The sequence below is a fragment of the Schaalia naturae genome (assembly GCF_042665795.1).
Classification (GTDB): domain Bacteria; phylum Actinomycetota; class Actinomycetes; order Actinomycetales; family Actinomycetaceae; genus Pauljensenia; species Pauljensenia naturae.
Genome location: NZ_JBHTEF010000001.1, coordinates 356,235 through 378,865, shown reverse-complemented (window position 1 = coordinate 378,865; position 22,631 = coordinate 356,235). Strand labels below are relative to the sequence as shown.

Here is a 22,631-nt window from a genome sequence, read left to right as displayed (position 1 = left end):
CAGAGCGCGGAGCAGCATCCGGCCCGCGGTCCTCGGTCCTCACGCTCCCGTCCGGATCGCCGACAGTCGCCGCCACGCGCCTGCGGCCAGACGGAACGTAAGCTGGGAGAGTGTCTGGGAATCGTTCGAACGCTGCGCACCTACTGCGCCGTATCATCTCCCGCGGCGCGGCCACACGCAGTGAACTCGGAACGGACTTGGGGATGAGTGCCGCCACTGTCACTCGGATCATCACCCCGTTGATGCAGCAGGGCGTCCTCGTCCAGACCGACAGATTGGCGAAGAATCGCGAGCAGAGGGGAAAGCCGGCCTACCTCCTTGACGTCGTCGGCTCCCATGCGGAGTTCGCCGGGTTCAAAGTCACCGGGGACCACGTCTTCGGCGTCCTCACAGATCTTTCCGGCTTGTCGATCGGTCAGATCGATACCCCCATCGTCCATCGATCGCCCGACGCCGTTGCCGACACGATTGCGGACATGGTCGGCGTTCTGCGCCGGGAGCATCCGGTGTCGGGTGTCGGGGTGAGCATCGGAGGCCAAGTCAGCCCCGAGGGAGTCGTGCTCCGTTCCGGCATTCTCTCGTGGACGAACGTGGACCTCAGACAGCTCGTCGAAGCCCGTCTGCCGGCACCGGTGACTGTCAGCAACGATGTCGGCGCCTTCGCACAGGCGGAGTCCTGGTGGGGTCAGGCCCGCAGATACCATTCGTTCGTCCTCGTGACGATGGGCGCCGGGCTCGGGTGCCGTATCGTGGTCGACGGCGTGGTCCAGGAGGGCGCACACGGATGGGCTGGTTCGATCGGGCACGTGCCGATCGCCGCCACGGGACCCGTCTGCGAGATGGGGCATGTTGGCTGCTTGCGCGCTTTCGCGTCGACGGAGGGGATCCTGTCCTCTCTGCGCCTCCGCACCGGCTCAGAGAGCACGTTCCCAGAGTTCCTCAGACAGGCAGCGCTCGGGGCCTCCCCCCAGGTCGACATCGCACGTGACGCCGCGAGGGCAGTGGGGCGTGTTGTCGGCATCGTTGCGGCGATCGTGGACCCGGATGCCGTTATCGTCTCCGGCGAGGGCGTCGGCGTGGTCGAGATCGAGCGCAGGGCGTTCGACGAGGAGGTCGCGCGATCGCGGCATTGGATGAGCGGGACGGAGACCGTGCACGTGCAGGAGATCGACTTCTACGCCTGGGCGCGAGGAGCCGCTGCCGTCGCCGTCGACGAGTGGACCCGCAGGCTTGAGTGAGCTCGTCCCCTGGCAACAGTGCGAGCCGACAGGAAGGGCCTGCCGTTCCGCGTCAAGCACATGAACGTGCATCGGACGCGGAACGACAGGCCACCGGCTCTACGGCTGCCGGTACAGCCGCGACGCTGCTCTCACGCGGTGAGTGAGGACTCCCGCGAGTGAGCACCGCCATCGATCGCTGACGCCAGTTCGTCCTTCTTGACATACTCGCCGGTCCGGAACGACGTCAGCGCGCAGACCAGTCCGATCGCCATCAGGATCACCTGGCTCCATGCGGTCAGACGGGGGGAGAACGCGAGCAGCGTCGGAGTGACGGACACGGCCGCCGCAGCGAGGAACCGCGCGATCGCGATGATGGATCCCTGCGCGGTGGAACGCAGCAGTGTTGGGAACGTCTCCTGCGTCCAGACCTTCATCATCGCCTCGAAGGCCAGCCCGTTGAACACGAAGATGAGGATCATCTGACTCACCAGCGGCACGGTCGTCGCCCCGAAGAGCGCGGGCAGCAGCCAAGAGACCACACCCGTGACCGCTCCGACGGCGAAGACCGTCATGCGGAATCGCGTGTCCACCGTCTTCATGAAGACGTAGGTCAGCACGATGCCGAAGACCGAGCACCCCGTGAAGATGGCAGAGGCGGTGGACACGTCCAGGCCTCCCAGGTTCACCAGCATGTAGGTGCCGAACTGACCGTCCGTGTTCACGGTGATGTTCGTCAGCGCGTAGAAGAAGAGCAGGGCGAGGAAGGGACGCAGGTACGGCTTGCGGAGCAGGTGGCCTAGGCCCTCATGACCGCTGGCAGGGCCTTCCCCGCGCATCTCGTCCGAACGCGCGGCCTCCCATTCGCGGGACTCGGGGATGGTGAAGCGCAGGATGAACACGATGAGAGCGGCGAGCCCGACGTGACCGAACAGGATCTGGCCGCCAGTTCGGCCCATGTCTCCGAAGATGGTGCCGAAGACACCGGAGAGGATGATGCCGACGGTCCAGAGGATCTGTGAGAAGCTCACGAGCTTTCCGCGTTGGTCCTCTTCCGCCGACTCCGCGATCGTCGCGATCGAGACGGGCAAGTCGGCCCCCGTGCCCAATCCCATCAGCCCGATGCCGATGGCCAGGACCGTGAACGTGCTCCCGATGACGGTGAGCAACGATCCCAGGGCGATGACGACCATCGTCACCATGAAGACGCGTTTGCGTCCGTAGCGATCGCCGAGGCGGCCTCCGACAATGGCTCCCACGGCGATGAACAGCGTCAGCGTGGACGCCAGTCCACCGAGTTTCGCGGTGGACAGGCCGAAGACCTGCGTGTAGATGGTCAGCGCGGTCCCGGAGGACACGATAGCCACGGCGTCGATATAAGACGCCATTCCCGAGACGAAAGCGACCCACCACGGGTTGGGTCGCTTCGCCGTTCCTGCCTGTGATGACATGTCATATCTCCCTTGATCTGAATCTCTATCTCTGCGCGATGGTTGGCTGCTGGGCGTTCCACGCTGCGCTGGCGCGGTGCGTCCGTCCGCGTTCCGCGACCTCACTCAGCTCGGCACTCGATGAGCACTCCTTGTTGAGGGTTGAGACGTGGAACCGGGAGTCCGAAATGATCCAGGACGGCGCCGGGCAGGCTCACCTGCCCAGAGGACCACCACTGGGGCCAGGTCCGTGCCACCCGGCCCTGGGGGGCGTGTGCCGGCGCGAGCGGGGTGATGCGATAGGTGCGGTCCGCGTCGAGTCCTGGGAGACGGATCCGCCCAAACCCCTCGGCCTGAGGCGTCTGCAGGCTCGTGAGGGCGTAGACCGCATGGTCTCGATCCTCATTGACAATGCCCCGCAGATGCACGCCCGGTCCACGGCCGTGGACCGTCACGCCGTGATGGAACAGATCGCGCCGTGACTTGTGGAGCCCGACCCACTCGCGCAGTTGTCGAAGGTCATCGTCCCCGAGCCTCGTGAGGTCCGATTCGATCCCGAGGTGATAGAACATCGCGACGACCGCCCGGAACTGCAACGTCGACTCGCGCCCCGTCGAGTGCGCCACCGCCGACCCGATATGTGCTCCCATCACTTCGGGAGGCAGTAACAGGTCCGTGCCGTCGTGGATGCGTTCACGCTCGACGGGATCGAGACAGTCAGAGGTCCACACCCTCTGGACGTGCTCGAGGATTCCGAGATCCAGACGTCCGCCGCCGGAAGCGCACGACTCGATCTCAAGTCCCGGATGTGCCGAGGCAAGCGCTGAGATCAGCCCGTAGACGGCCTCGACCTGTCGATGGTAGGCGGCAGTGCCGCTCGCCTGGCTACCGGCTTCGACGAGGTCCCGGTTGAAGTCCCACTTGATGTAGTCGATCTCATAGGCATCCAGCAGCGCCTCCAATTGCGCGTGGATGTCGTCCCACGCCTCAGGGATGGTGAGGTCCAGGGCCTGCTGGTGGCGCATCGGGCGGGGAAGCCGTCCACCGGCTGCCAGGATCCACTCCGGGTGGCGTCGTGCCAGCTCAGAGTCGAGGTTGACCATCTCGGGCTCGACCCAGATCCCGAACTGCATGCCGCACGCGTGCACGACGTCGATGAGGGGCTGCAGGCCGTCGGGCCATACGTCATCGGAGACCGTCCAGTCGCCTAGGCCGCTCGAGTCTCCCCGCCGGCTAGAAAACCATCCGTCGTCCAGGACGAAACGCTCCACTCCCACCGATGCCGCGCAGCTTGCCAGTTCGGTCAGCCTCTCGGGTGTCTGGTCGAAGTAGACCGCCTCCCAGCTGTTCAAAGTCACCGGCCTGGCGGATCCGGGGTGGGAGGCCAAGGCGCGGACGTGTTCATGGAAACGATGGGAGGCCTGGTCCAGCCCGTCCCCGCACGATCCCAGGACCACCGGGGTCGAGTACTCCTCCCCCGGTCGCAGCCGGATCTCCCCGGGATAGAGCAGTTCGCCGGCACGGACGTACTGCTGACCGATCGAGTTCAAGACCACTTCGGTCCGGGTGTTCCCCGACCACGCAACGTGGACCAAATGGGCGCGCCCATGCCTCCAGTCGGTCGCCGGCTCGCACACGCCGTGCACCGCCGATGCCCGCAATCCCCGTGAGACGCGCGTCTCCTGGCCGTGGATCCCCGCGGTCAGGTGATGCCGCTGGTTCGTGCGTTCCCGCAGCCATCGTCCCGTCTGGTCGAACACCTCGGACTCGTCGGCGGGCAGGGGAAGCGTGATGGTGAGCGCCTCAAGGTCGAATGGCGTATCGCCCCTGTTGATGAGCCGAGCACGCGCCGAGAGGAGTCCGGATGCCTCGAGTCCCAGTTCCACCCGGACCGCCAGTCCCGCCGTGGCGTCCTCGCCCTCGAACATCAAATGGTCGGCGTCATTCTCGAGTGAGGTCAGCACGAAACCCGTGCTGAAGTCTGAGCCCTCGCGGGATCCCACGACACCGGGCTCGTCGAACCACTCGTCCGAGGCCTCCCCGAGGATCGGGATCGTCGCATCCAGCTGGCCGCTGCCGATCATGTCGACCGCGTCCCTCGTACCGAGGAGTTCCTGGGCGGCTTCCTCACCCAGGGTCGGCAGTGCCCGACCCCAGTAGACCACTCGAGGCAGGCGCGAGGATCCCGCGGCGACGAGCACTGTGACGCCTCCCGCCGTGAGCTGAAGGAGGCTGCTCGGTCGTACCGGCTCCATCGCCATCACCATCTTCCAATTATTTTCTTGCAGTAAGAAAATCTTAGAAGGGTATCGGTGTTTACGCAAGGAGCTGACAAAGAGGCGCGAGAGGATCCCCCGCCCCCGGTCGTCGCGGAAGTCCCGATAGACCGAGCGGGAGATCGACCGCTTCGAGGACCGCAAGGCGAAAGCGTCGACCTTGGTGCCGGTCGCCCGTCGACTCCGGGCTCGTCGCGACCTGTCGACCCATGAGGCCCCGACCTACGACATCATCGCCGGGGACGAGCAGGCCGAAGACGCTCGCCTCGCGGGGACCACTGCGAGCGCGGCGGCGTCACCGCACGGATCGGACAGCCAGAGGCGGGGCCCCGACCGATGCGCCGCGCATCATCGAGCATTGGAGCACACGGTGGGCCACCTGACCGTCCTGCGCGTGTTCCATCCGGGCCAGCAGAAGCTCGGCGGCGGCGTGAGCGATCTCAGGCACTGGCTGGACGACGATGTCGAGGCCCGGCGGCAATGCTCGCGCGAAATCGACATTGTCGAACCCGACCATCGAGAGGTCGCCGGGAAGCTCCAACTGAAGCTCCCGTATCGCGATGGCGGCTCCGACCGTCAGCTCCGAGTTCGTCGCAAAGATGCTGGTCGGACGATCGGTCCGCGTCAGAAGCCCATGAGCAGCCTGGCGCGCCTGCTCGACGCTCAGCGCGGTGTGAACGACATTGGCATCCGGAACGTCGGCACCCACCTCCGAGAACGCGGACAACACGCCCGCTGCGCGTTGACTCGTCGATGACAGGCCTTGCGGACCCGCGAGAATCCCGATCGAACGGTGTCCGTGGGCCAACAGAAGACGTCCGACATCCAAGCCGGCGCGCTCATTGTCCACAGTCACCGAGTCAACGTCATCAGAGGGAGTCCTGTCGAGGACGACGACGGGAGGATGGCCATTCGAGGCACTCTGGAGCGCAACAGGCAACCGGCCTGCCGCTGTGGGAACGACGACAAGGCCGTCGACCATCTTGCTCAAGAGAAATTCCACGGCGTCGTCCATGCTCTCTTCGCTCTCGCCGAAAGATCCGACGATGACCCCATAACCCGCATGCATCAGGTCCAGAGAGACCCCAGAGATGATCTGGGCATGGAAGGTGTTGGTCAAATCTGGGAGCAGCACGCCCACCGTCTTCGACTTCTGCGTGCGCAAGGACTGCGCGAAGCTGTTGACCCTGTAGTCCAATTCCGACGCCGCCCGCTTGATCGCCTCAGCGTTGTCTGGACGAACGTTTCCGCCGTTGAAGTACTTGGAGATCGTCGACAACGACAGCCCAGTCATCTTCTGGATGTCCTTGTAGGTCGCGGCCACGATTCATCCCTTCATATGAGAGTGAACGCGACCGCCTCCCCGCAGAGGCCTCGACGGGGGCCGCATCACCTCCGCTGAGTCTACAGGCGAGTTCCCCGCCGCCATGCTCACCGCGAGCCCCGCATACCGAGGACGCTCAACCGAACAGGGTCTCAGCGCCGGTTCACGATGATCTCGCGCCCGGCACGCACCGAAACCCCATCTCACTGACACATGCCCCGGGAAGAACCCGCAGGAACTCTCTCCCCCGACCTACCATCTCACTTTGTCCAGCACGGAGACATCCCCCAGGACCTCGTAGCGCTGCAGGGCGATCGGCACGTTGCCCTCCCGCCAGAGACGGTCGTGGAAGGCGCGCAGGCTGAACCCGGGTTCCCGAGCGGCGTCCGCCAGGAATCCGAGGATCTGCGTCTTGCCGACCTGGTAGGTCATGCCCTGGCCCGGGGTCTTCGCGAAGAAGGTCGCCTCCCAACGCGCAGTCGCCCGATCCATGGGCACCCGTTCCGCGAGCTCATGGGCGGCCTCGTCGATGGAGAGCCTGCCCAGGGCCAGCCCGATGTCGACGCCGACGCGCAGGGCGCGCAGCCGCAGGAAGGCGTGGACGGTCTCCGCGGAGCCGGAGGCGCCCTCGAACAGACCCGCGCGGGCGAGCATCTCCTCGTTATAGAAGGCGACGCCCTCGTTCGCCCCCGAGTCGTAGTAGTGGCGTCGGACAGGGTCGGGGTTGACGGCCGAGAGGGCGAGCTGCTGGGAGTGAGCGCCCTCGTGGATCAGGCCGGTCATGGGGTCGCGGGCGATCGCGTCGTCGAAGAAGCCGAGACCGGCGGGTTCTCGCGCCGGATCGGGCTGGTACGACACGGCGGGGACCTCGGCGCGCTGCCAGTTGATGTCGTCCGTGACTCCCAGCCACTGCAGGGGGCGGATGTGGTCGGGCATCGGCGCCAGCCAGTAGTGCCGCAGGGTCTCGGGCTGGGAGAGCAGGTCCCGTCCCTCGTAGAAGGAACGCAGCTGCGCCTCCTGGTCCCTCTGACGCGCGAGGGTCCAGGCGATGTCCGGCAGCGGACCGCGGCCGGGCCCCCGCCCGGAGTCGGCCCGGTGCCCGCGCGACTCGATGACGCTGAAGGCCTCGGCGCGCGCCAGCTCGCGCGCACCGACGTCCAGCAGCTCTTCTGGCGCAGCGGGGATGAGCGCGACCTGGGACAGGAAGGCCCGGAAGGCGGCGCGCCCGATCGGTGCCCACGGAGTCGCGCCAATGTCGCCGTGCAGCCAGCGGGAGAACCCCTCCAGCGCGTCCGCAGCGTCGCGGCCCGCGACGGCCAGGTCCTCGCGCTGGGGCCGGGGAACGAGCTGCGCCAGAGCCCGGACGCTCGCGCGCAGCGCCTCTCCGGCCCCCGCACCGGAGGCCTCCTCCAGGGTGCGCGCGGTCAGCGCCGCCTGTTCGGCGTGGGCATGCCCCGACAGGTTCTCCATCCCCTGGGCCAGCACATCCCGCACGCGTCCCAGCGCCGCGATGACCGTGCCGGCGCGCACCTGGTCAAAGGGACCCTGCGAGCGCAGAAGGTCGAAGTAGATCCCGATGGACTGGTCGACGTAGAAGCTCGGGTCATGGCGCCATCCGGCCACCACGTCCAGCTCGAAGCGCGCGCGGGCCAGCGCCGACCCGATCAGCGCGTGGTCGACCACCCAGGCGCGCACCTGGGGATCCCCCGTGTCCGGATCGGGGCGCTCCATCGACTCCCATCGCGCCTCGAAGCCGGCGAGGTCCGCGCGATAGCCGTCGACGTCGCGCGGGCTCCACCGGGGCCGCCACCCGGTCGGCCGGAGGAGACGGGGGATGTCGTCGTCGGTCTGTGGCTGCTCGGCGGCCCGCCACTCCCAGTACTCGCGTGCCAGAGCCTGCACGGCGTCAGCGTTCATGAGAGTCCTCCTCGCAGCGTTCGGGATTAGGCGAACCCCGAGGTCAACGGTACGCCGCCCACGCCACGGAACCCGGAGGGCGTCACCACTGGGTGACGCAGGCGGAGAAGGTGTAGACGCCCCGTCCCTGAAGGGCGGTCTGCCACCCCGAGGTGACGGTATGCGCGCGTGAGGAGCCGTCCAGACGGATCCTGTTCGAGGTCGCGCCGTCCAGGGTCATCTGCTCTCCTCCGCTGGGATCCGGAACGACGGAGAAGTACCGCGCGTCGACGCCTCTGAGCTCCCGGAAGGCGGAGACCAGCTCGGCGGGGTCCACCGTGGTGGACCAGCCGTAGTAGAACGGGTAGTCCGCGGTGTCCGCGGTTCCGGTGACGGTGACGGTCCGGCACATGGCCGGGTTCCCGCCGAGCGTGTCGGAGCGCAGATCTCCGAGGGCCACCTGCCAGGTCCCCTGGTCCGTCACGGCTGCCGGCGTGCCCATGCCGGCATAGCACAGCGACAGGGAGGCGGTCTCGCCGGCGGCCAGCGGCTGATAGGAGGTGATCTGGAGGCGGTGGTCATCCAGGTCGGTGACGGCCCCGTCCCAGTAGGTGGGCCGCGTCCCGTAGAAGGGCGCGCCCGAGTAGTCGACAACCACCCGCCAGGGCCCCGCCCCGCCTCCGGTGGACCGCACGGTGACCTCGGCGCACATCCGCCTGCCGCGGTTGGTCTGCCCGTTGAGGGAGTCCGCGACGCCCACGGGGCCGGACGAGGTCCAGTCCTTCCACGTGACCGGTGTCGTGAACGCCGTGCCGTCACCGGCGACGAGGACGCCGCTGTCTCTTCCGCCCGGGTCGGGCGCGGGGCCTTGGGACCAGCTCCCAGAGCTCACACCGGCGGAGACCGCCACCTGGGAGCTCCATGTCGCCCATGCCACGCTGCCGGCCCCGACCAGGATGAGGACGGCGAGGAGGACGCCCATGGCCCTCCTCGCCGTCCGGGGCATCGCCCTCCGGCCGGATTCCCCGTCGGTCATGTCGCGATCTCCTGCGGGATCCGCTCAGGGGTCCCGACCGAGGCACGGGCAGGGGCTCTCCCGCCGTCGCGCCGGCCGACGTCGGCCGGCGCCTCGGCGCGATGCCGGGCCCGGGCACTCCGGGCGGGGCGCGGGCGGCCGGGGACGCGCACGAACACGATCAGCGCGATGAGAGCGGCGATCAGGGGGTACCTCACCGACGGCCTGACCAGACTCGTCAACACCCACCCGGCGCCCGGGATCCGCCAGCGGGGCGTCCAGGCCGTGCCGCTGAGCTGGTAGATGGGCGCGTCTGCGGAGGCGTTGGCATCTCCCTTGAGACGCAGGAAGGCCGTGTCGCCGTCCTGCTGGATCTCGACGATGCGATGCGACACCGGCAGGTCGCCCGCATCGGGACGGGCGGAGACGACGTCTCCGACCCGCAGCTGCGAGACGGGGACACGCACGTCGACGAGGAGGTCGCCCGTGGAGATTGCGGGCTCCATGGACCCGGAGACCACCACGAGAGGACTGATCCAGCCCAGGTGCGCACCCGCGCTGATCGCGATCGCGATCAGTCCGACCGCGGTGACGGCGCCCGCTCCGATCCTCCAGAGCCGGCGTGCGGCCCCGGCGATGGCGGTCCTCATCGCGGGAACGCTCAGTTGCCGGCGGCCGCGGAGTCCGCGATCGGGGTGCCGGTGAACTCCAGCGTCACGGCGTTGGCGTCCGCGGCCTGGTTCTGCAACGCGTCGTCCCAGTCTCCCGCGGTGATGGTGAGGGTGACGGTGTCCTCCTGCCCCTGCGCCATCGTGGTCGGCGTGCCGGCGAGCGCGATCGCCGTCCCGCTGTCGGTGTCCACCAGAGGACCCGTCGCGGTGGTGTTCTCGGTGATGGACAGCCCGACGCTGGAGGCGTTCCTGAGGTCGAGATCCACCGAGCGTTGTTCGCCCGGAACCATGTTGGCGAAGACGGATGACGGGACGGCGATGGCGACCGTGCCGTCGTCGGCGTCGGCGAAGTCCGCGGTTCCGCTGACCCTGCCCTGCAGGGAGACGGAGGCGGAGGAGGCATCGGCGGAGAACCACGCGTCGTTGGTGAATCCGGCTGAGGTGGCGGCGATGGCGATCCCGACGACGGCCACGAGCAGGGCTCCCAGGCGGACGGTGTCGGAGGTGCGATGGGCGTTGTCACGATGTGCGGCGGCGGACGTGGACATACGGGCCTTCTCTTTCAATTTCTTCAATGGGGACAACGGCCTCCCGTCATCGGGGAAGCAGGAGCCGGCGTCCGCCAGGGCCGATCTCCTCACCTGCGTGGGGTTCCCGAACCGGCCGGGCGACGCCGGACGTGCAGTACCCAACCACGTCCGCGCTGTCCCCGCAGGCCGGAACCCCTCTCCGACATCGTGTGTTCCTTGACACGTCCATGCGTCACATCGCCCGTAACCTGCGCGAAGGCACACGTGTCCGCATGTTCATTCAGATGTCTGAATACCTCGCTGGGCCTTTAGTCCCGATCTCCATGCGTAAGTCAACGATGTCAAGTGTGAGAGACAACTCAGTCATCCGCATATCCGCATGCTCCCAATTGTGGGAGACAGCCCGCTCTGACGGACCCCAAAAACGTGTCGGGCGGCACTCGGAGAGGACCGAGCGCCGCCCGGGCGACCTGGAACGACTGTCTCACTCCTCGCGGGAGGCGTGCAGCGGGGGGAAGCGGACCTTGCCGCGACGATCCACAGAGATGGGCTCGGTCCCCACCGCGCGCGCAGCCCCGCTTGAGGCGACCGGCGCTCCGGCACTGCGGGGGGCCTGGGCCTGCCCGACCGCGATGGTGTCCCACGAAGCCGGAGCCGATGTCTCGACGGGAGGCGGCGGGGCCGCCACGGGCATGATCGACACGCGCCCCGGGACAGCCGCCGGTGCCGGACCCGCCGACGGCGCGGCGCCACCCGCCGTTGCCCGGCGGGCTCCGCGGACCGCCGCCGAGCCTCTCCGGCGCACGCGCTCACGCGGGCTGGCGTCGGCCTGGGGCCGGGCGGGCGCGCCCTCCGCGAGGGTCACCGGAGCCGGAGCCGCCGTCTCACCGGCGATCGCGCCCTCAATCGGAATCTCCCCCGAGAAGGGGCGCGCACCGGTGCCGCGAGCGCCTCCCGTTCCCGCGGCTCCCTTCTCGGCCGCCTCGTAGGCGTACTCGGACCGGTAGTAGCCGTATCCGTACTCCGAGTCCCCGTACTTCAGCTTCGACAGCTTCGAGGAGGACGCCCGGTTGAGCACGACGCCGGCGACCTGCCCGCCCGCCTGGTCGAGGGACGCCAGCGCGTGGTCGAGTTGCTCCGCGGTGGTCTTGCCCGATCCGACGATCATGACGACGGCATCGGAGAACTTCGACAACACCGCGGCATCGGTGACGGGCAGCACCGGCGGCGCGTCGATGATGACGATCCTGTCCCGCGACAGGTAGGTCATGAGCTCCGCCATCCGGTTGGACCCGAGCAGCTCCGAAGGGTTGGGCGGGATGTCGCCGGCTGTGAGCACGGACAACCCCTCGATCCGGGTGGGCCGCACGACCTGGTCCAGGCTGGCCGCGCCCACCAGCAGCTGCGTGAGCCCGAGCTTCTCCGCGATCCCGAAGACCTTGCGGGCGGTGGGGCGGCGCAGATCGGCATCGACCAGCACGACCTCCTGCCCGGCCAGCGCCGAGACCTTCGCCAGCTGCGCCGCGATGGAGGACTTCCCGTCCCCCTGCATGGGCGAGGTGACCACGAGGATGCGCGCCTCGTGATCCACATTGGCATAGCGCAGGTTGGTGCGCAGCTTGCGCAGCGACTCCTCGGCCCGGAAGTCCCCGGAGGAGTCCTCGGTGCGCGCCACCGTGGACGAGTTGGGGATGACGCCCAGGATCGGGATCTCGAAGCGTTCGGAGATGTCGTCGGCCGTGCGGATCCTGGTGTCGAAGCGGTCGCGGGCGAAGGCCAGGAGGTATCCGAGCAGCAGTCCCGCCAGGACGCCCGCCGCCAGGTACTTGGCGGTCGAGGGCGCGACGGTGACGGCGGACAGGTCGGCGGGTGCCATCATGACGACCTCGACCGGGGAGGACTCGCCCTCCAGCGCCTTCACCTGGACGGCGGCCTGCGCGACGACGGCGTCGGCGATCTGGCGCGCCTGATCGGCGGTCGAGGCGGTGGCGGTGACGTTGATGGTCAGGGAGTTCGTCGCGTTGGACGCGGTGAGCGCGGAGGCCAGCTCCGTGGGGCTCTCCTTCAGTCCGAGCTGGTCGATGACGGCCTGCGCGACAGTCTGGGAGGTGAAGACGGGGACGAAGGCCTTGACCTTCTGCGTGGCCAGCTGTGAGGCGTTGTAGTAGGCGTTCGCGTTCGCCGACGTGCCGTCCGACTCGGGCACGGACACCCGGACGTAGGCCGTTGAGTTCGCCGTGTAGGACTGGGGGGTGACCCACAGCAGTGCGATGGCGGAGGCCAGCCCGAGCAGCATGCACACAGCGATCGCCACGAAGCGTCGCCGGGTCAGCGTGATCAGGTCCTGAAACGTCATGTGTCAGTGTCCGTCCGGTTACCGGCGATTCGAGCCGCATGGATGGGGGCGATGACGCCGATGATATCTCCCCTCGACATGCTGACCAAAGAACCGGTCCGCCTCCCGGGCAGGTGTCAGCCGAGCCGCTGGGCGATCGCGTCCCCGATCGCGGCGGTGGAGCGCCTGAGCACAGACGTCCCCGCGTCCGTCCCGTCTCCGGCGGCGCGCTCCGCCATGTCCTGGGAGATCGCGTCCTGCACCCGCCTGGCCTCCCGCGCGTACCCCAGGTGGTCGAGCATGAGCGCCACCGAGGCGATTGTGGCGGTGGGGTCCGCCAGGCCTCTCCCGGCGATGTCGGGGGCCGAGCCGTGGACGGGCTCGAACATCGAGGGGTAGGCGCCTTCGGGGTTGATGTTCCCGGAGGCCGCCAGGCCGATCCCCCCGGTGATCGCGCCGGCCTCGTCGGTGAGGATGTCGCCGAAGAGGTTGTCGGTGACGATGACGTCGAAGCGACCCGGATCGGTGACCATGTAGATCGTGGCGGCGTCGACGTGGCTGTAGTCGACGCGCACCTGCGGGTACTCCTGGGCGATGCGGTCCACGGTCCGCTTCCACAGGCCACCGGCGTTGACCAGGACGTTCGTCTTGTGCACGAGGGTGAGATGGTGGGCGGGCCGGGCGGCGGCCTTCGCGAAGGCGTAGCGCACGACGCGTTCGACGCCGAACGCCGTGTTGACGGACACCTCGGTGGCGATCTCGTGTGGAGTGCCCTCGCGCACGGTCCCGCCGTTGCCGGCGTAGAGGCCCTCGGTGCCCTCGCGCACGACGACGAAATCGATGGCGCCGGGGGCGGCGAGCGGGGTGGGGACCCCCGGGTAGAGCAGGGAGGGACGCAGGTTGACGTACTGGTCCAGTTCGAAGCGAAGGCGCAGCAGCAGCCCGCGTTCGAGCACGCCGGAGGGCACGGACGGGTCGCCCACCGCGCCCAGCAGGATCGCGTCGAAGGTCTTCAGGCTCTCCAGATCCGCATCGGTCAGGGTCTCCCCCGTCCGATGCCAGCGCGCCGCCCCCAGGTCGAACGAGGTCGTGGCGACCGTGACCTCCGAGCCGGCCAGCGCCGCGGAGAGGACCTTGAGGCCCTCGGGCACGACCTCCTGCCCGATGCCGTCGCCAGGGATCACTGCCAGGTTGAGCGTCTGCGTCATGGGGACATTGTGAGCGGCCTCGGCGGCGAGCCGCCGCCGGCGTCCGTCATGCGAATCCGGGTGCCGGGCCCTCACCGGACGGCCGCGAGCGACCGGAGGGAGAATGGGGGACATCGGCACCGAGGGAAGGGAGGCCCCGATGGGGTCACAAGCGCCCGCATGGCTGCGGCTCACCTCCGGGGGAACCGCACCCGACGGAGACGAGGACGACGCCCCCGCACCGCGGACGGCCCCCCGCGTGCTGTTCGTGTGCACGGGCAACATCTGCCGATCGGCCTTCGCCGCCGCCTCCCTCAGGCACCTTCTCGGGACCGGCTCGCTCGTCCAGGTCTCCTCTGCGGGGATCATGGCCCTGGCCGGACACCCGATGGACGGCCTCATGGCCGCCGAGGCCAGACGCCTGGGCATCGAGGACACCTCCCACACCGCCCGCCAGCTCACCGGCCGCCGCCTCAAGGAGGCCACCCTGGTCCTGGTCTTCGGCCCGGAGCACGCCGAGTGGATCACCTCCAACCATCCGGAGCACCTCGGAAAGGTCGCGGGACTCGGCCAGGTCGCCTCCGCCCTCGACGCGGCGCCCCGGCACGCCCTTCTCCCCCTGTCGGACCTCCCCGGGCTCGCCGGCGGCCATCGCGCCCCCGGCGACCGGGACTGGATCCCCGACCCCTATCGCCGAGGCCCCGCGGCCGCCCGCGCCGCCGCAGAACGCATCGCGGCCTGCACCGCGCTGCTGGCGGTCCAAGTGGATTGGAGCCGTTGAAGGCTCGCGGGGTCGTACCGCCGGATCCGGCGACGCGACCGGCATCTCCTCTAGGATGTTCGACAGAGGCCGTGCCGGATGTCCCTGCTGTCGGGGCGCATGCGCCGGCCTCCGCCTCAAACCGTTGGCGATGCTGGGGAAGGCGGTGCCATGCCGGCGACACGCGCGGACGTCGCCCGCCTCGCGGGGGTCTCGCCGGCGTTGGTCAGCTACGTCCTCAACAACGGCCCGCGAAAGGTCTCCCCCGAGGCGCGAGCGCGCATCGAACGGGCGATCGAGACCCTCGGCTATCGGCCCAATGCGGTGGCGCAGGCGCTGAGGGGGCTCAACACGCGATTGATCGGGCTGCTGACCCCCGCCCCGACCAACGCCTACTTCGCTGAGCTCGCGGAGTGCATCGAACGCCGGGTCTTCGACTCGGGGAACCTGCTTCTCATCGGGATGACCAACGAGGACCCATCCCGGGAGCTCCGCTATGTCAACGCCTTCGTGGACCGCCGCGTCGATGGGCTTCTGGTGATCTCCAGCCGCGTCCAGCCGATGATCGCGCGCGCGGCCGAGGGCGTGCCGGCTGTCGCCGTGGACAGGGCCTCGGCGGCGCCGGGGTTCTCCAGTGTCTGCATCAACTCGGTCCACGGGGCCCAGATGTGCGTGGAGCACCTCCAGGGACACGGGCTCCGCAGGATCGCGTGCGTCGCGGGCCCCCGCGACCTGCTCTCCAGCGAGGACAGGATCCGGGGATGGCGCCGTCAGCAGGACCGTCTGGGCCTGCCCGCCTCGGAGGACCTCGTCGCCAATGCTCCGTTCACCGAGGAAGGCGGGTACGCCGCCCTGCGGGAGCTCATCGATCTCGGCCCCTTCGCGGACGCCCTCCGGGCGGGCCAGCCCCTGGGCCTCTTCGTCAGCTCGGACGTCCAGGCCATCGGGGTCCTCCGGGCATGTTCGGAGCTGGGGATCCGCGTGCCGGAGGACATCGCGATCACCTCCTTCGACGGGACACGCCTCGGAGCGAGCCTGGTCCCGCCCCTGACCTCGTTCCGGCAGCCACTGGAGACCATCGCGGCAATGGCCGTCGAGGAGCTCCAGCGGCGGGTGGCCTCTGCCGACCTCGAGCCACGCGACCTCACCGTCGAGGGGAACCTGCGCATCGGACGCAGCTGCGGGTGCGCCTGAGAACTCCTCCCCAGGCGCACCCGCAGCCGCGGCACCGCAGATCCGGTTCACCCCAGAGGGCCGACCTCCGCCAGGTCGCCGGCCCGCGGATAGGAACGCTGGGCCCCCTCGCGCTGGACCGCGAAGCTGCCCGCCCGCACCCCCAGGCTCACGGCTTCACGCAGGGTCGCGCTCTCGGCGATCGCCGACGAGAACGCTCCGACGAAGGCGTCACCCGCTCCCGTGGTGTCGACGACGGGCACGTCGATGGCGGGCATATGCCCGCTCGTGCCCGCGGCATCGGCCCAGAACGCGCCCTGGCCGCCGACGGTGATCACGCCGCCGCGAAGGGCCAGGCCGGCGACCTGCTGGACCGCCCGGCTCGGTGAGGCGCCCACCAGAGTCCGATCGCCCAGGAGCTCGCCCGCCTCGACCTCGTTGACGATGAGGTAGTCGACCTGCGCGAGGACGTCGCGCGAGAGCGCGGTGAAGGGCGCGGCGTTGAAGATGACCCGGGCATCCAGGCCATGGGCGACGCGGATCGCCTCGATGACGGTGGGGACGGGGATCTCCGCCTGGAGGACGACCACCGTGTCGGCGGTGCATCGTCGTCGGAGCACGCGCGCGACCCGCTCCGAGGGGAGTCTCCCGTTCGCTCCGGGATCGACGGTGATCGAATTCTCTCCCGTCTCGGAGACCACGACGACCGCCAGTCCCGTGCCGACCCCGCCCAGGAGTTCGACGTCGCGCACATCGACCCCCGAGGCCTGCATGGCCCGCAGGATGGTGCGCCCGTCCTCGTCGTCGCCGACGCAGCCCACGAAAGCGGTCGCCGTGCCCAGCCGGGCGGAGGCGACCGCCTGATTGGCTCCCTTTCCGCCGACGTGGTGGGAACGATCGAGGGCCAGCACAGTCTCCCCTGCTTGCGGGAGCTCCCCGACCCTGAGCCGAAGGTCCAGGTTCGCAGACCCGACAACCACCACACCGCGCACTGTCTGACTCCGATCGTCTCGTTCTCGTCTCCGGTCAGCGGATCGTGTCCGCGACGGCCCGGAGTTGGTGTCACTTCTCCCCACTGGACGATGCCCCCGATGCGAAGAACCGTTGGAGGATGAGCATCATCATCGCCGGGACCAGGGACAGCAGGATCGCGCCGGCGAAGTTCTGGCCGTAGTCGACCCCGTGCTCGCCGAAGGTGTTCGCCAGGGCGACGGGGGCCACCTGCATGTCGGTCTTGGACACCAGCAGGAGCGGCCACAGGTAGGAGGACCACTGCCCGAGGAAGATGAGGAGGGAGGTGTTGATCAACGCCGGGACGCTGATGGGAGCGTAGATCCCCAGCAGGATCCTCGGCTCCGACGCTCCGTCGAGCATCGCGGCCTCGCGATAGGACTTGGGGATGCCCAGGAAGAACTGCCGGAGGTTGAAGATCGCCAGGCCGTTCCCGATGCCGGGGAGGATCAGCCCCAGGTAGGTGTTGGCGAGCCCCCATTGCGTGAACAGGTCGGACAGCGGGATGGCGACGGCCTCGAAGGGGACCATGAACCCCACGATGACGAAGGCGAACGCGATGCCCCGTCCCCGGAACTCCAGGACGGCGAGCGCGTAGGCGGCCATGAGCGACATGACGAGGCCGATGGCCACGGAGGCCAGGCATACGATCGCCGAGTTGACCAGGCTGCGCCCGAATCCTCTCCCGAGCAGGAGGCTGGAGTAATTGTCCCAGCTGAAGCTCTCTGGGAACAGGGAGTGCCACGACAGCGGGCTGAGCGAGGACAGGATCTGCGCGGAGGGCCGGAAGGAGCCCAGCAGCATCCACAGGGCCGGCAGGATGAACACCGCGCACAGCACGACGGCCGCGAGCAGGAGGAGCGCCGTCCTCACGGGCGATGTCCGCCGGCCGGAACGGCTGACGGGAGCGGGTCCCGCTTTCTTGAGTGGGTTGGTTGTCATTTCTTGTCACGCTCGTTGAGAAGTGCGAACTGCAGCCCGACGAAGAACAGCATGATCATCATGAGGATGACGACCTCGGCGGCTCCCAGGTTGCGGCTCCCATAGCCGTACGTCGTCCGGTAGGCGTCGAACATCAGCAACGTCGTGCTGTTCTGCGGCCCGCCGTTGGTGAGCATCTGGACGGGGACAAACAGGACGAAGTTCGCGACGGTGTCCGCCACCAGGACGAAGAGCAGCTGGCGTTTGAGCAGCGGCAGCGTGAGGGAGAAGAAGGTCCGCAGCGGTCCCGCGCGGTCGATGCTCGCCGCCTCGTAGTACTCCCGGGGGATGTCCTCCAGGCCGGCGATGAGGAAGATCATCCAGTACCCCACGCCGATCCAGGTCGCGACCAGCATGATCGAGGCCAGCGCTTGGGACGCCGAGGTGAAGAACGGCTGAGGCTGCCCTCCCAGCGCCTTGAGGATCGCGTTGACCGGCCCGTCCTGGCGCAGGCCCGCCCCCCAGGCGATCGAGGAGCCCACGATGGGGATCGTGGCGGGCACGAACAGCAGCGTCCGCCATGCCCCGCGCGCGGGGATCCTCCTGGTCATGAGCACCGCGAGGACCAGGGAGATGAAGACCTGGAGCGGGTTGATGATGAGGTTGAAGACGATCGTGCGGACCAGGGTCGCGACGAAGTCGGGGTTGGAGAAGAGCTTCCCGTAATTCGACAGCCCCGCGAACGTCGGTTCCGCCAGGCCCCCGGGCAGGGCCTTGAACAGGCTGGACCACGCCGCGTCGATGCCGGGCGCCACACGCATGACGAGGATCGCGATGACGGCGGGGGCGAGGAAGACGGCTGCCCACACCGCCTCGCGCCGGCTGCGCCGCCGGGGGCGGGCGGTGACTGCCCTCCCGCCCCCGGCAGGCGTCATGCCCGAGACCTTCGAGGTCACTTGTAGACCGCCCATGCGGAGTCCAGCTGGGTGGCGGCGTTGTCGAGCGCGGACTTCGGATCCGTGCCGTTGCGGACGTCGGCGAACGCCCGGTTGAGGACCTCTTCGAACTCGACGTAGCCGATGGTGCTGGGCCTGGGCACGGCCGTGTTGGCGAGTTCGTAGTCGATGATGTTCTTCGCGTCTTTCCCGGCTTCGGTCGCGAACACGTCTCGCGCGAAGTACGTGTCGCGTCCCTCCTGCGTGGCCGGCAGTTCGGGGGACGGCCTGTAGACCGAGTACTGGCCGCCGTCGGTGGAGGACATCCAGTCCATGAAGATCGCGGAGGCCTCCTTCTGGTCGGAGTAGGGGCTCATCCCCAGGGACCACGAGCCGGTCGGCGTGACGGCGTCCTTGCCCTCGAAGGTCGGGTTGGCGGCGACCCCCCAGTTGAACGGGACGTCGGCGAGGGAGTCGATCAGCCACGTCCCCTGCTCGATGTAGGCGGTGTTGCCGGCGATGAACTCGTCCTGCATCTCCTCCTCGCCGCGCGGCGCGATGCCGTCGTCGAAGATGGACTTGTACCAATCGAGCGCCTGGACCCACGCGTCGCTGGTGACGTCCCCGGTCAGTCCGTCATCCCCGGTGACTCCGGTGCTGCCGCCCATCTCCATGAGGAGCGGCTGGATCTGGTAGTAGCGGTCAAACTGCCCGAACATGAAGCCCCATTTGGCTCCGCCGTCCTTCTGGACCTTGGCGGCGTCGCTCGACAGCTGCTCCCAGGTGATGCGCTGGGCTGGGTCGGCCGAAGGCGCTTCGACGCCCGCGGCGTCCAGGAGGTCCTTGTTGTAGAAGAGCAGCTGGGAGGAGGTCGCGATCGGGACGGCCCAGAGCTTGCCGTCGTAGCTGCTGGCGTCCTTCGAGGTCGTGTCCCAGGTCTCCGAGCTCGCCTCGAAGGGGCCTGTGAGGTCCTCGAGGTAGCCTCTGGAGGCCAGGGAGGCGATGCGCGGTTGGTCGGCCCAGTAGACGTCGACGGAGCCGTTCTTCTGGCTCACGCGGGAGTCGACGACGGAGTTCAGATCGGAGAAGGGGACGGTCTCCCATTCGAGGGTGATCGAGGGGTGGTCCTTCTCGAAGGCGTCGACGACGTCCTGCATCCCGTCGGAGTCCAGGGACAGGATCGAGAGGACCTGGATCGTCGCGGTGGGGTCGGAGGTGGGGATCGACCAGTCGGACGAGGACGACTCGGCGTCGGACTGTCCTCCTCCGCTCGAGCAACCGGTGAGCGCCAGTCCGAGGGCTGCCACTGCAGCCACCGGCGTGGCATGTCGTGCGAGGCGATACATGGTGATGATGCTCCTTACTTGTGCGTCGTTGCCCAAGGGCAGGGTGGTCTCCGCAGGTGCCTGCGGCTAACGGATCGACTGGATCCGCGAGATGAAGTGGGCTCGGAAGGCCTCGGCGTCGACGTCAGTGGCGATTCGGCAGTTCGGTTCGGGAGGCGTGCTCGAGTCCAGGAGATCGGCGACGGCGATTCCGCGCGTCCGTTCCGATCCGGTGGCGAAGGCCACGTGGGCGGGCGCCCACTGGAGCAGCTCGGGGTGGGTGACGGCGGCGACGGCCAGCGGGTCGTGCATCGCGCAGGAGTCGCGGTCGACCTCGGAACCGGGGTGCGCCTCGGCCTGGTGGGCGATCCACGCGCGCGTGTGCTGGCCGGCGAACCGGGCGAACGGCGAGTCCGAGTCCTCCAGCGCCTGGGCGTCCGCCGTCGACAGGCGCACGCGCAGCGTGACGTCCAGGCCGACGAAGCGCAGGGGGACGCCCGAGCCGACGACGATCTGCGCGGCCTCGGGGTCGACCCAGATGTTGAACTCCCCGGGCATGTCGCGCCGGTTCGTCTGCCCCAGGAACACTCCGCCCATGACGACGACTTCGCGGACGAGCTCGGCGATGCCGGGATCCAGGCGCAGTGCCAGCGCGATGTTGGTGAGCGGCCCCACTGCGACGATCGTGATCTGGTGGGGGTTGTCCCGGATGAGCCGGACCAGTGCGGCCGCAGCCGGCTCGGGCGTCGTGCCGCGGAAGTCGGGGTCGGCGACGTCCGGTGTGGGAGGACGGGGCCGGGCCTTGGGGCGCAGCAGCGGGAGCTCGGCGCCCCGGTGGACGGGGATGCCCTGCCGGTCGAGCCTGCGCAGCAGCTCGCCGGTGAGGATCGTGGCCGTGTCCACGTCCGTGTTCCCGTTCACCGTGGTGACGGCGATCAGGTCGATGTCGGGGTCTGCGACGGCGAGCGCCAGGGCGAAGCCGTCGTCGATGTCGGACCCTGGCGCCCCCATTGCCAGGTCCGTGTCCAGCACAAGTGCGACCATTCGTGAACCTCCTCGTTCAACACGTGTTGTTGACGGAGTATGACACGTGTTGATTCGCGCTGTCAACGTTCTCCGCGCCGCCTCTGTCGCCATCGACGAGGGCGTCCCCGCGTGCGCGGCCTCCGACGTCATGGCCGGCACGCGACGCACGCTCCCAAGTCATGGCCCACCGGCCGCTTCCGCTCAGAATTCGCAGAAACGCACAGCCAGCCATGACTTGGGAGCCCGCGGAGCCGGCCGCGCCGCGTCACGAAGGCACACGATGCGAACAGCCGGCCTGCCGCGTGACGGCCCCCCGTAGGCTCGCCCGCATGAGCCTTCACCCCGACCGCCACGATCCGGCGACGCTCGGCGAGTCCTCCCGTGCGGTCCATGCCGGCAACATCGCCTCCACCGCGGGCGATCCCATCCGCACGCCGATCGTCATGGCGAACTCGTACGCGCTCCCGGAGGACCCGACCACGATCAGCTGGTCGGGGACGGACACACCTCTCTACACCCGCAACTCGGGTACCAACCAACTGGGCCTCCAGCGCAAGCTCGCGTCACTGGAGCACGCCGAGGACGCGGTCGTCTTGGCCTCGGGCGTCGCGGCGCTGCACGCTCTGTTCTTCACGACTCTGAGCTCCGGCGACCATGTCGTGGCCACCGACATCGGCTATGTCGCGCTGCGCCGGCTGTTGGAGGAGCTCCTCCCCCGCAAGTACGGCGTGACGGCCACGTTCGTCGACACATCGGACCCATCGGCCGTCGAGGCGGCGATCAGGCCCGAGACCCGTCTCATCCACACGGAGGCCATCGCTAACCCGACGACGCGCGTCGCCGACATCGCCGCGCTGGCGCAGGTCGCGCACCGGCACGGGGCGCTGCTCAGCGTCGACTCGACCTTCACGCCTCCGGGCTGGTACCGCCCGCTCGAGGACGGCGCCGACCTCGTCGTCCACTCGCTGACGAAGTACATCAACGGGCATGGAGACGCCCTGGGCGGGGCCGTGCTGGGACGTGCGGAGCTGATCGCGCCGGTGCGCGCGGACGCGATGGTCGACGTCGGCGGGATCATCAGCCCCTTCAACGCCTGGCTCATCATGCGGGGCTCGGTCACCCTCCCCCTGCGCCTGCGCCAGCACGCCGCGAACGCGCAGGCGCTGGCGGAGCGCCTGGAATCGGACCCGCGCGTGGCGCTGGTCCACTACCCCGGCCTCGCCTCGCACCCCCAGTACGAAGCGGCCACGCGCCAGTTCCCGGCCGGCGCCGGCGCCGTGATCGCCTTCAGCGTCCAGGGCGGACCGGAGGTGCAGAACCGGTTCGTCTCGAATCTTCGCCTCATCACCTCGGCCGTGTCACTGGGCCACGACGAGTCGCTCATCGCGCAGGTCTCCCCCGACGAGCCCCACGTCGTCAACTTCCCGCGCGTTTTCCAGGACAACGGCCTGCTGCGCCTCTCCGTCGGCATCGAGGACACCGACGACCTGCTCGCCGACGTCGGCGCCGCCCTCGACCAGACGTTCCCGGGGGCCTGACCGGTCGCCGCGCCGGAGGAGGGCCGCTCCTCGGAAGGTCTCGACTGGTGACCGCGGTGCC

18 protein-coding genes are annotated in these 22,631 nt (G+C 68.8%); 4 read left to right on the top strand and 14 right to left on the bottom strand.

Annotated elements, in window-relative coordinates; genetic code table 11:
- Positions 1-203 precede the first annotated feature (203 nt).
- Positions 204-1,238: an ROK family protein gene (locus ACFQWG_RS01660; protein ID WP_380971515.1), complete on the top strand. Its 1,035-nt coding sequence runs from the start codon at positions 204-206 to the stop codon at positions 1,236-1,238.
- Positions 1,239-1,369: 131 nt separating this feature from the next.
- On the opposite strand, the gene ACFQWG_RS01655 is transcribed toward ACFQWG_RS01660, so the two are convergent.
- From ACFQWG_RS01655 to ACFQWG_RS01615, 9 genes are all read right to left on the bottom strand, one after another.
- Complete coding sequence (locus ACFQWG_RS01655) at positions 1,370-2,668, bottom strand: MFS transporter (RefSeq protein ID WP_380971514.1); 1,299 nt, start codon at positions 2,666-2,668, stop codon at positions 1,370-1,372.
- A gap of 101 nt (positions 2,669-2,769) precedes the next feature.
- The gene (locus tag ACFQWG_RS01650; protein WP_380971512.1) at positions 2,770-4,914 is read right to left on the bottom strand and encodes an alpha-galactosidase; all 2,145 of its coding nucleotides are present in this window, start codon (positions 4,912-4,914) and stop codon (positions 2,770-2,772) included.
- Positions 4,915-5,218: 304 nt separating this feature from the next.
- A complete protein-coding gene (locus ACFQWG_RS01645; protein ID WP_380971510.1) occupies positions 5,219-6,247 on the bottom strand; it encodes a LacI family DNA-binding transcriptional regulator in 1,029 nt (342 codons plus the stop codon).
- 252 nt (positions 6,248-6,499) lie between these two features.
- Positions 6,500-8,164, bottom strand: a complete 1,665-nt coding sequence (locus tag ACFQWG_RS01640; protein WP_380971508.1) for a DUF885 family protein — start codon at positions 8,162-8,164, stop codon at positions 6,500-6,502.
- An 82-nt stretch (positions 8,165-8,246) separates the two neighbouring features.
- Entirely contained in the window at positions 8,247-9,179 is a 933-nt protein-coding gene (locus ACFQWG_RS01635) for a hypothetical protein (RefSeq protein WP_380971506.1), read from the bottom strand.
- Positions 9,176-9,808: a signal peptidase I gene (locus tag ACFQWG_RS01630; RefSeq protein WP_380971505.1), complete on the bottom strand. Its 633-nt coding sequence runs from the start codon at positions 9,806-9,808 to the stop codon at positions 9,176-9,178. Before ACFQWG_RS01630 ends, ACFQWG_RS01635 begins: the two co-directional genes overlap by 4 nt.
- 11 nt (positions 9,809-9,819) lie before the next feature.
- On the bottom strand, positions 9,820-10,377 hold the full coding sequence (locus ACFQWG_RS01625; protein WP_380971503.1) for a hypothetical protein: 558 nt from the start codon (positions 10,375-10,377) through the stop codon (positions 9,820-9,822).
- A 466-nt stretch (positions 10,378-10,843) separates the two neighbouring features.
- Positions 10,844-12,715 carry a polysaccharide biosynthesis tyrosine autokinase gene (locus ACFQWG_RS01620; protein WP_380971501.1) on the bottom strand — a complete coding sequence of 624 codons (1,872 nt, stop codon included), beginning with the start codon at positions 12,713-12,715 and terminating at the stop codon, positions 10,844-10,846.
- Positions 12,716-12,831: 116 nt separating this feature from the next.
- A complete protein-coding gene (locus ACFQWG_RS01615; protein WP_380971499.1) occupies positions 12,832-13,902 on the bottom strand; it encodes a 3-isopropylmalate dehydrogenase in 1,071 nt (356 codons plus the stop codon).
- Positions 13,903-14,041: 139 nt separating this feature from the next.
- Here ACFQWG_RS01615 and ACFQWG_RS01610 point away from each other — a divergent pair, with 139 nt between their 5' ends.
- Together ACFQWG_RS01610 and ACFQWG_RS01605 are read left to right on the top strand one after the other, a co-directional pair.
- The gene (locus ACFQWG_RS01610; RefSeq protein ID WP_380971497.1) at positions 14,042-14,662 is read left to right on the top strand and encodes an arsenate reductase/protein-tyrosine-phosphatase family protein; all 621 of its coding nucleotides are present in this window, start codon (positions 14,042-14,044) and stop codon (positions 14,660-14,662) included.
- 150 nt (positions 14,663-14,812) lie between these two features.
- Complete coding sequence (locus tag ACFQWG_RS01605) at positions 14,813-15,835, top strand: LacI family DNA-binding transcriptional regulator (RefSeq protein WP_380971495.1); 1,023 nt, start codon at positions 14,813-14,815, stop codon at positions 15,833-15,835.
- A 47-nt stretch (positions 15,836-15,882) separates the two neighbouring features.
- Here the strand turns inward: ACFQWG_RS01605 and ACFQWG_RS01600 are convergent, their stop codons facing one another.
- The 5 genes from ACFQWG_RS01600 to ACFQWG_RS01580 all read right to left on the bottom strand — a co-directional run bounded on the left by ACFQWG_RS01600 (position 15,883) and on the right by ACFQWG_RS01580 (position 21,050).
- On the bottom strand, positions 15,883-16,797 hold the full coding sequence (locus ACFQWG_RS01600) for a ribokinase (RefSeq protein WP_380971494.1): 915 nt from the start codon (positions 16,795-16,797) through the stop codon (positions 15,883-15,885).
- Positions 16,798-16,876: 79 nt separating this feature from the next.
- Positions 16,877-17,698, bottom strand: coding sequence for a carbohydrate ABC transporter permease (locus ACFQWG_RS01595; RefSeq protein WP_291495250.1), 822 nt, complete (start codon positions 17,696-17,698; stop codon positions 16,877-16,879).
- A gap of 65 nt (positions 17,699-17,763) precedes the next feature.
- Complete coding sequence (locus ACFQWG_RS01590) at positions 17,764-18,717, bottom strand: carbohydrate ABC transporter permease (RefSeq protein WP_291495248.1); 954 nt, start codon at positions 18,715-18,717, stop codon at positions 17,764-17,766.
- Positions 18,699-20,027 (bottom strand): ABC transporter substrate-binding protein, encoded by a 1,329-nt coding sequence (locus tag ACFQWG_RS01585; RefSeq protein WP_380971492.1) that lies wholly within the window; start codon positions 20,025-20,027, stop codon positions 18,699-18,701. The genes ACFQWG_RS01590 and ACFQWG_RS01585 overlap by 19 nt, the downstream gene beginning before the upstream one ends.
- A gap of 66 nt (positions 20,028-20,093) precedes the next feature.
- Positions 20,094-21,050 (bottom strand): nucleoside hydrolase, encoded by a 957-nt coding sequence (locus ACFQWG_RS01580; protein ID WP_380971490.1) that lies wholly within the window; start codon positions 21,048-21,050, stop codon positions 20,094-20,096.
- Positions 21,051-21,361: 311 nt separating this feature from the next.
- Here ACFQWG_RS01580 and ACFQWG_RS01575 point away from each other — a divergent pair, with 311 nt between their 5' ends.
- Positions 21,362-22,570: a trans-sulfuration enzyme family protein gene (locus ACFQWG_RS01575; protein WP_380971488.1), complete on the top strand. Its 1,209-nt coding sequence runs from the start codon at positions 21,362-21,364 to the stop codon at positions 22,568-22,570.
- Positions 22,571-22,631 lie beyond the last annotated feature (61 nt).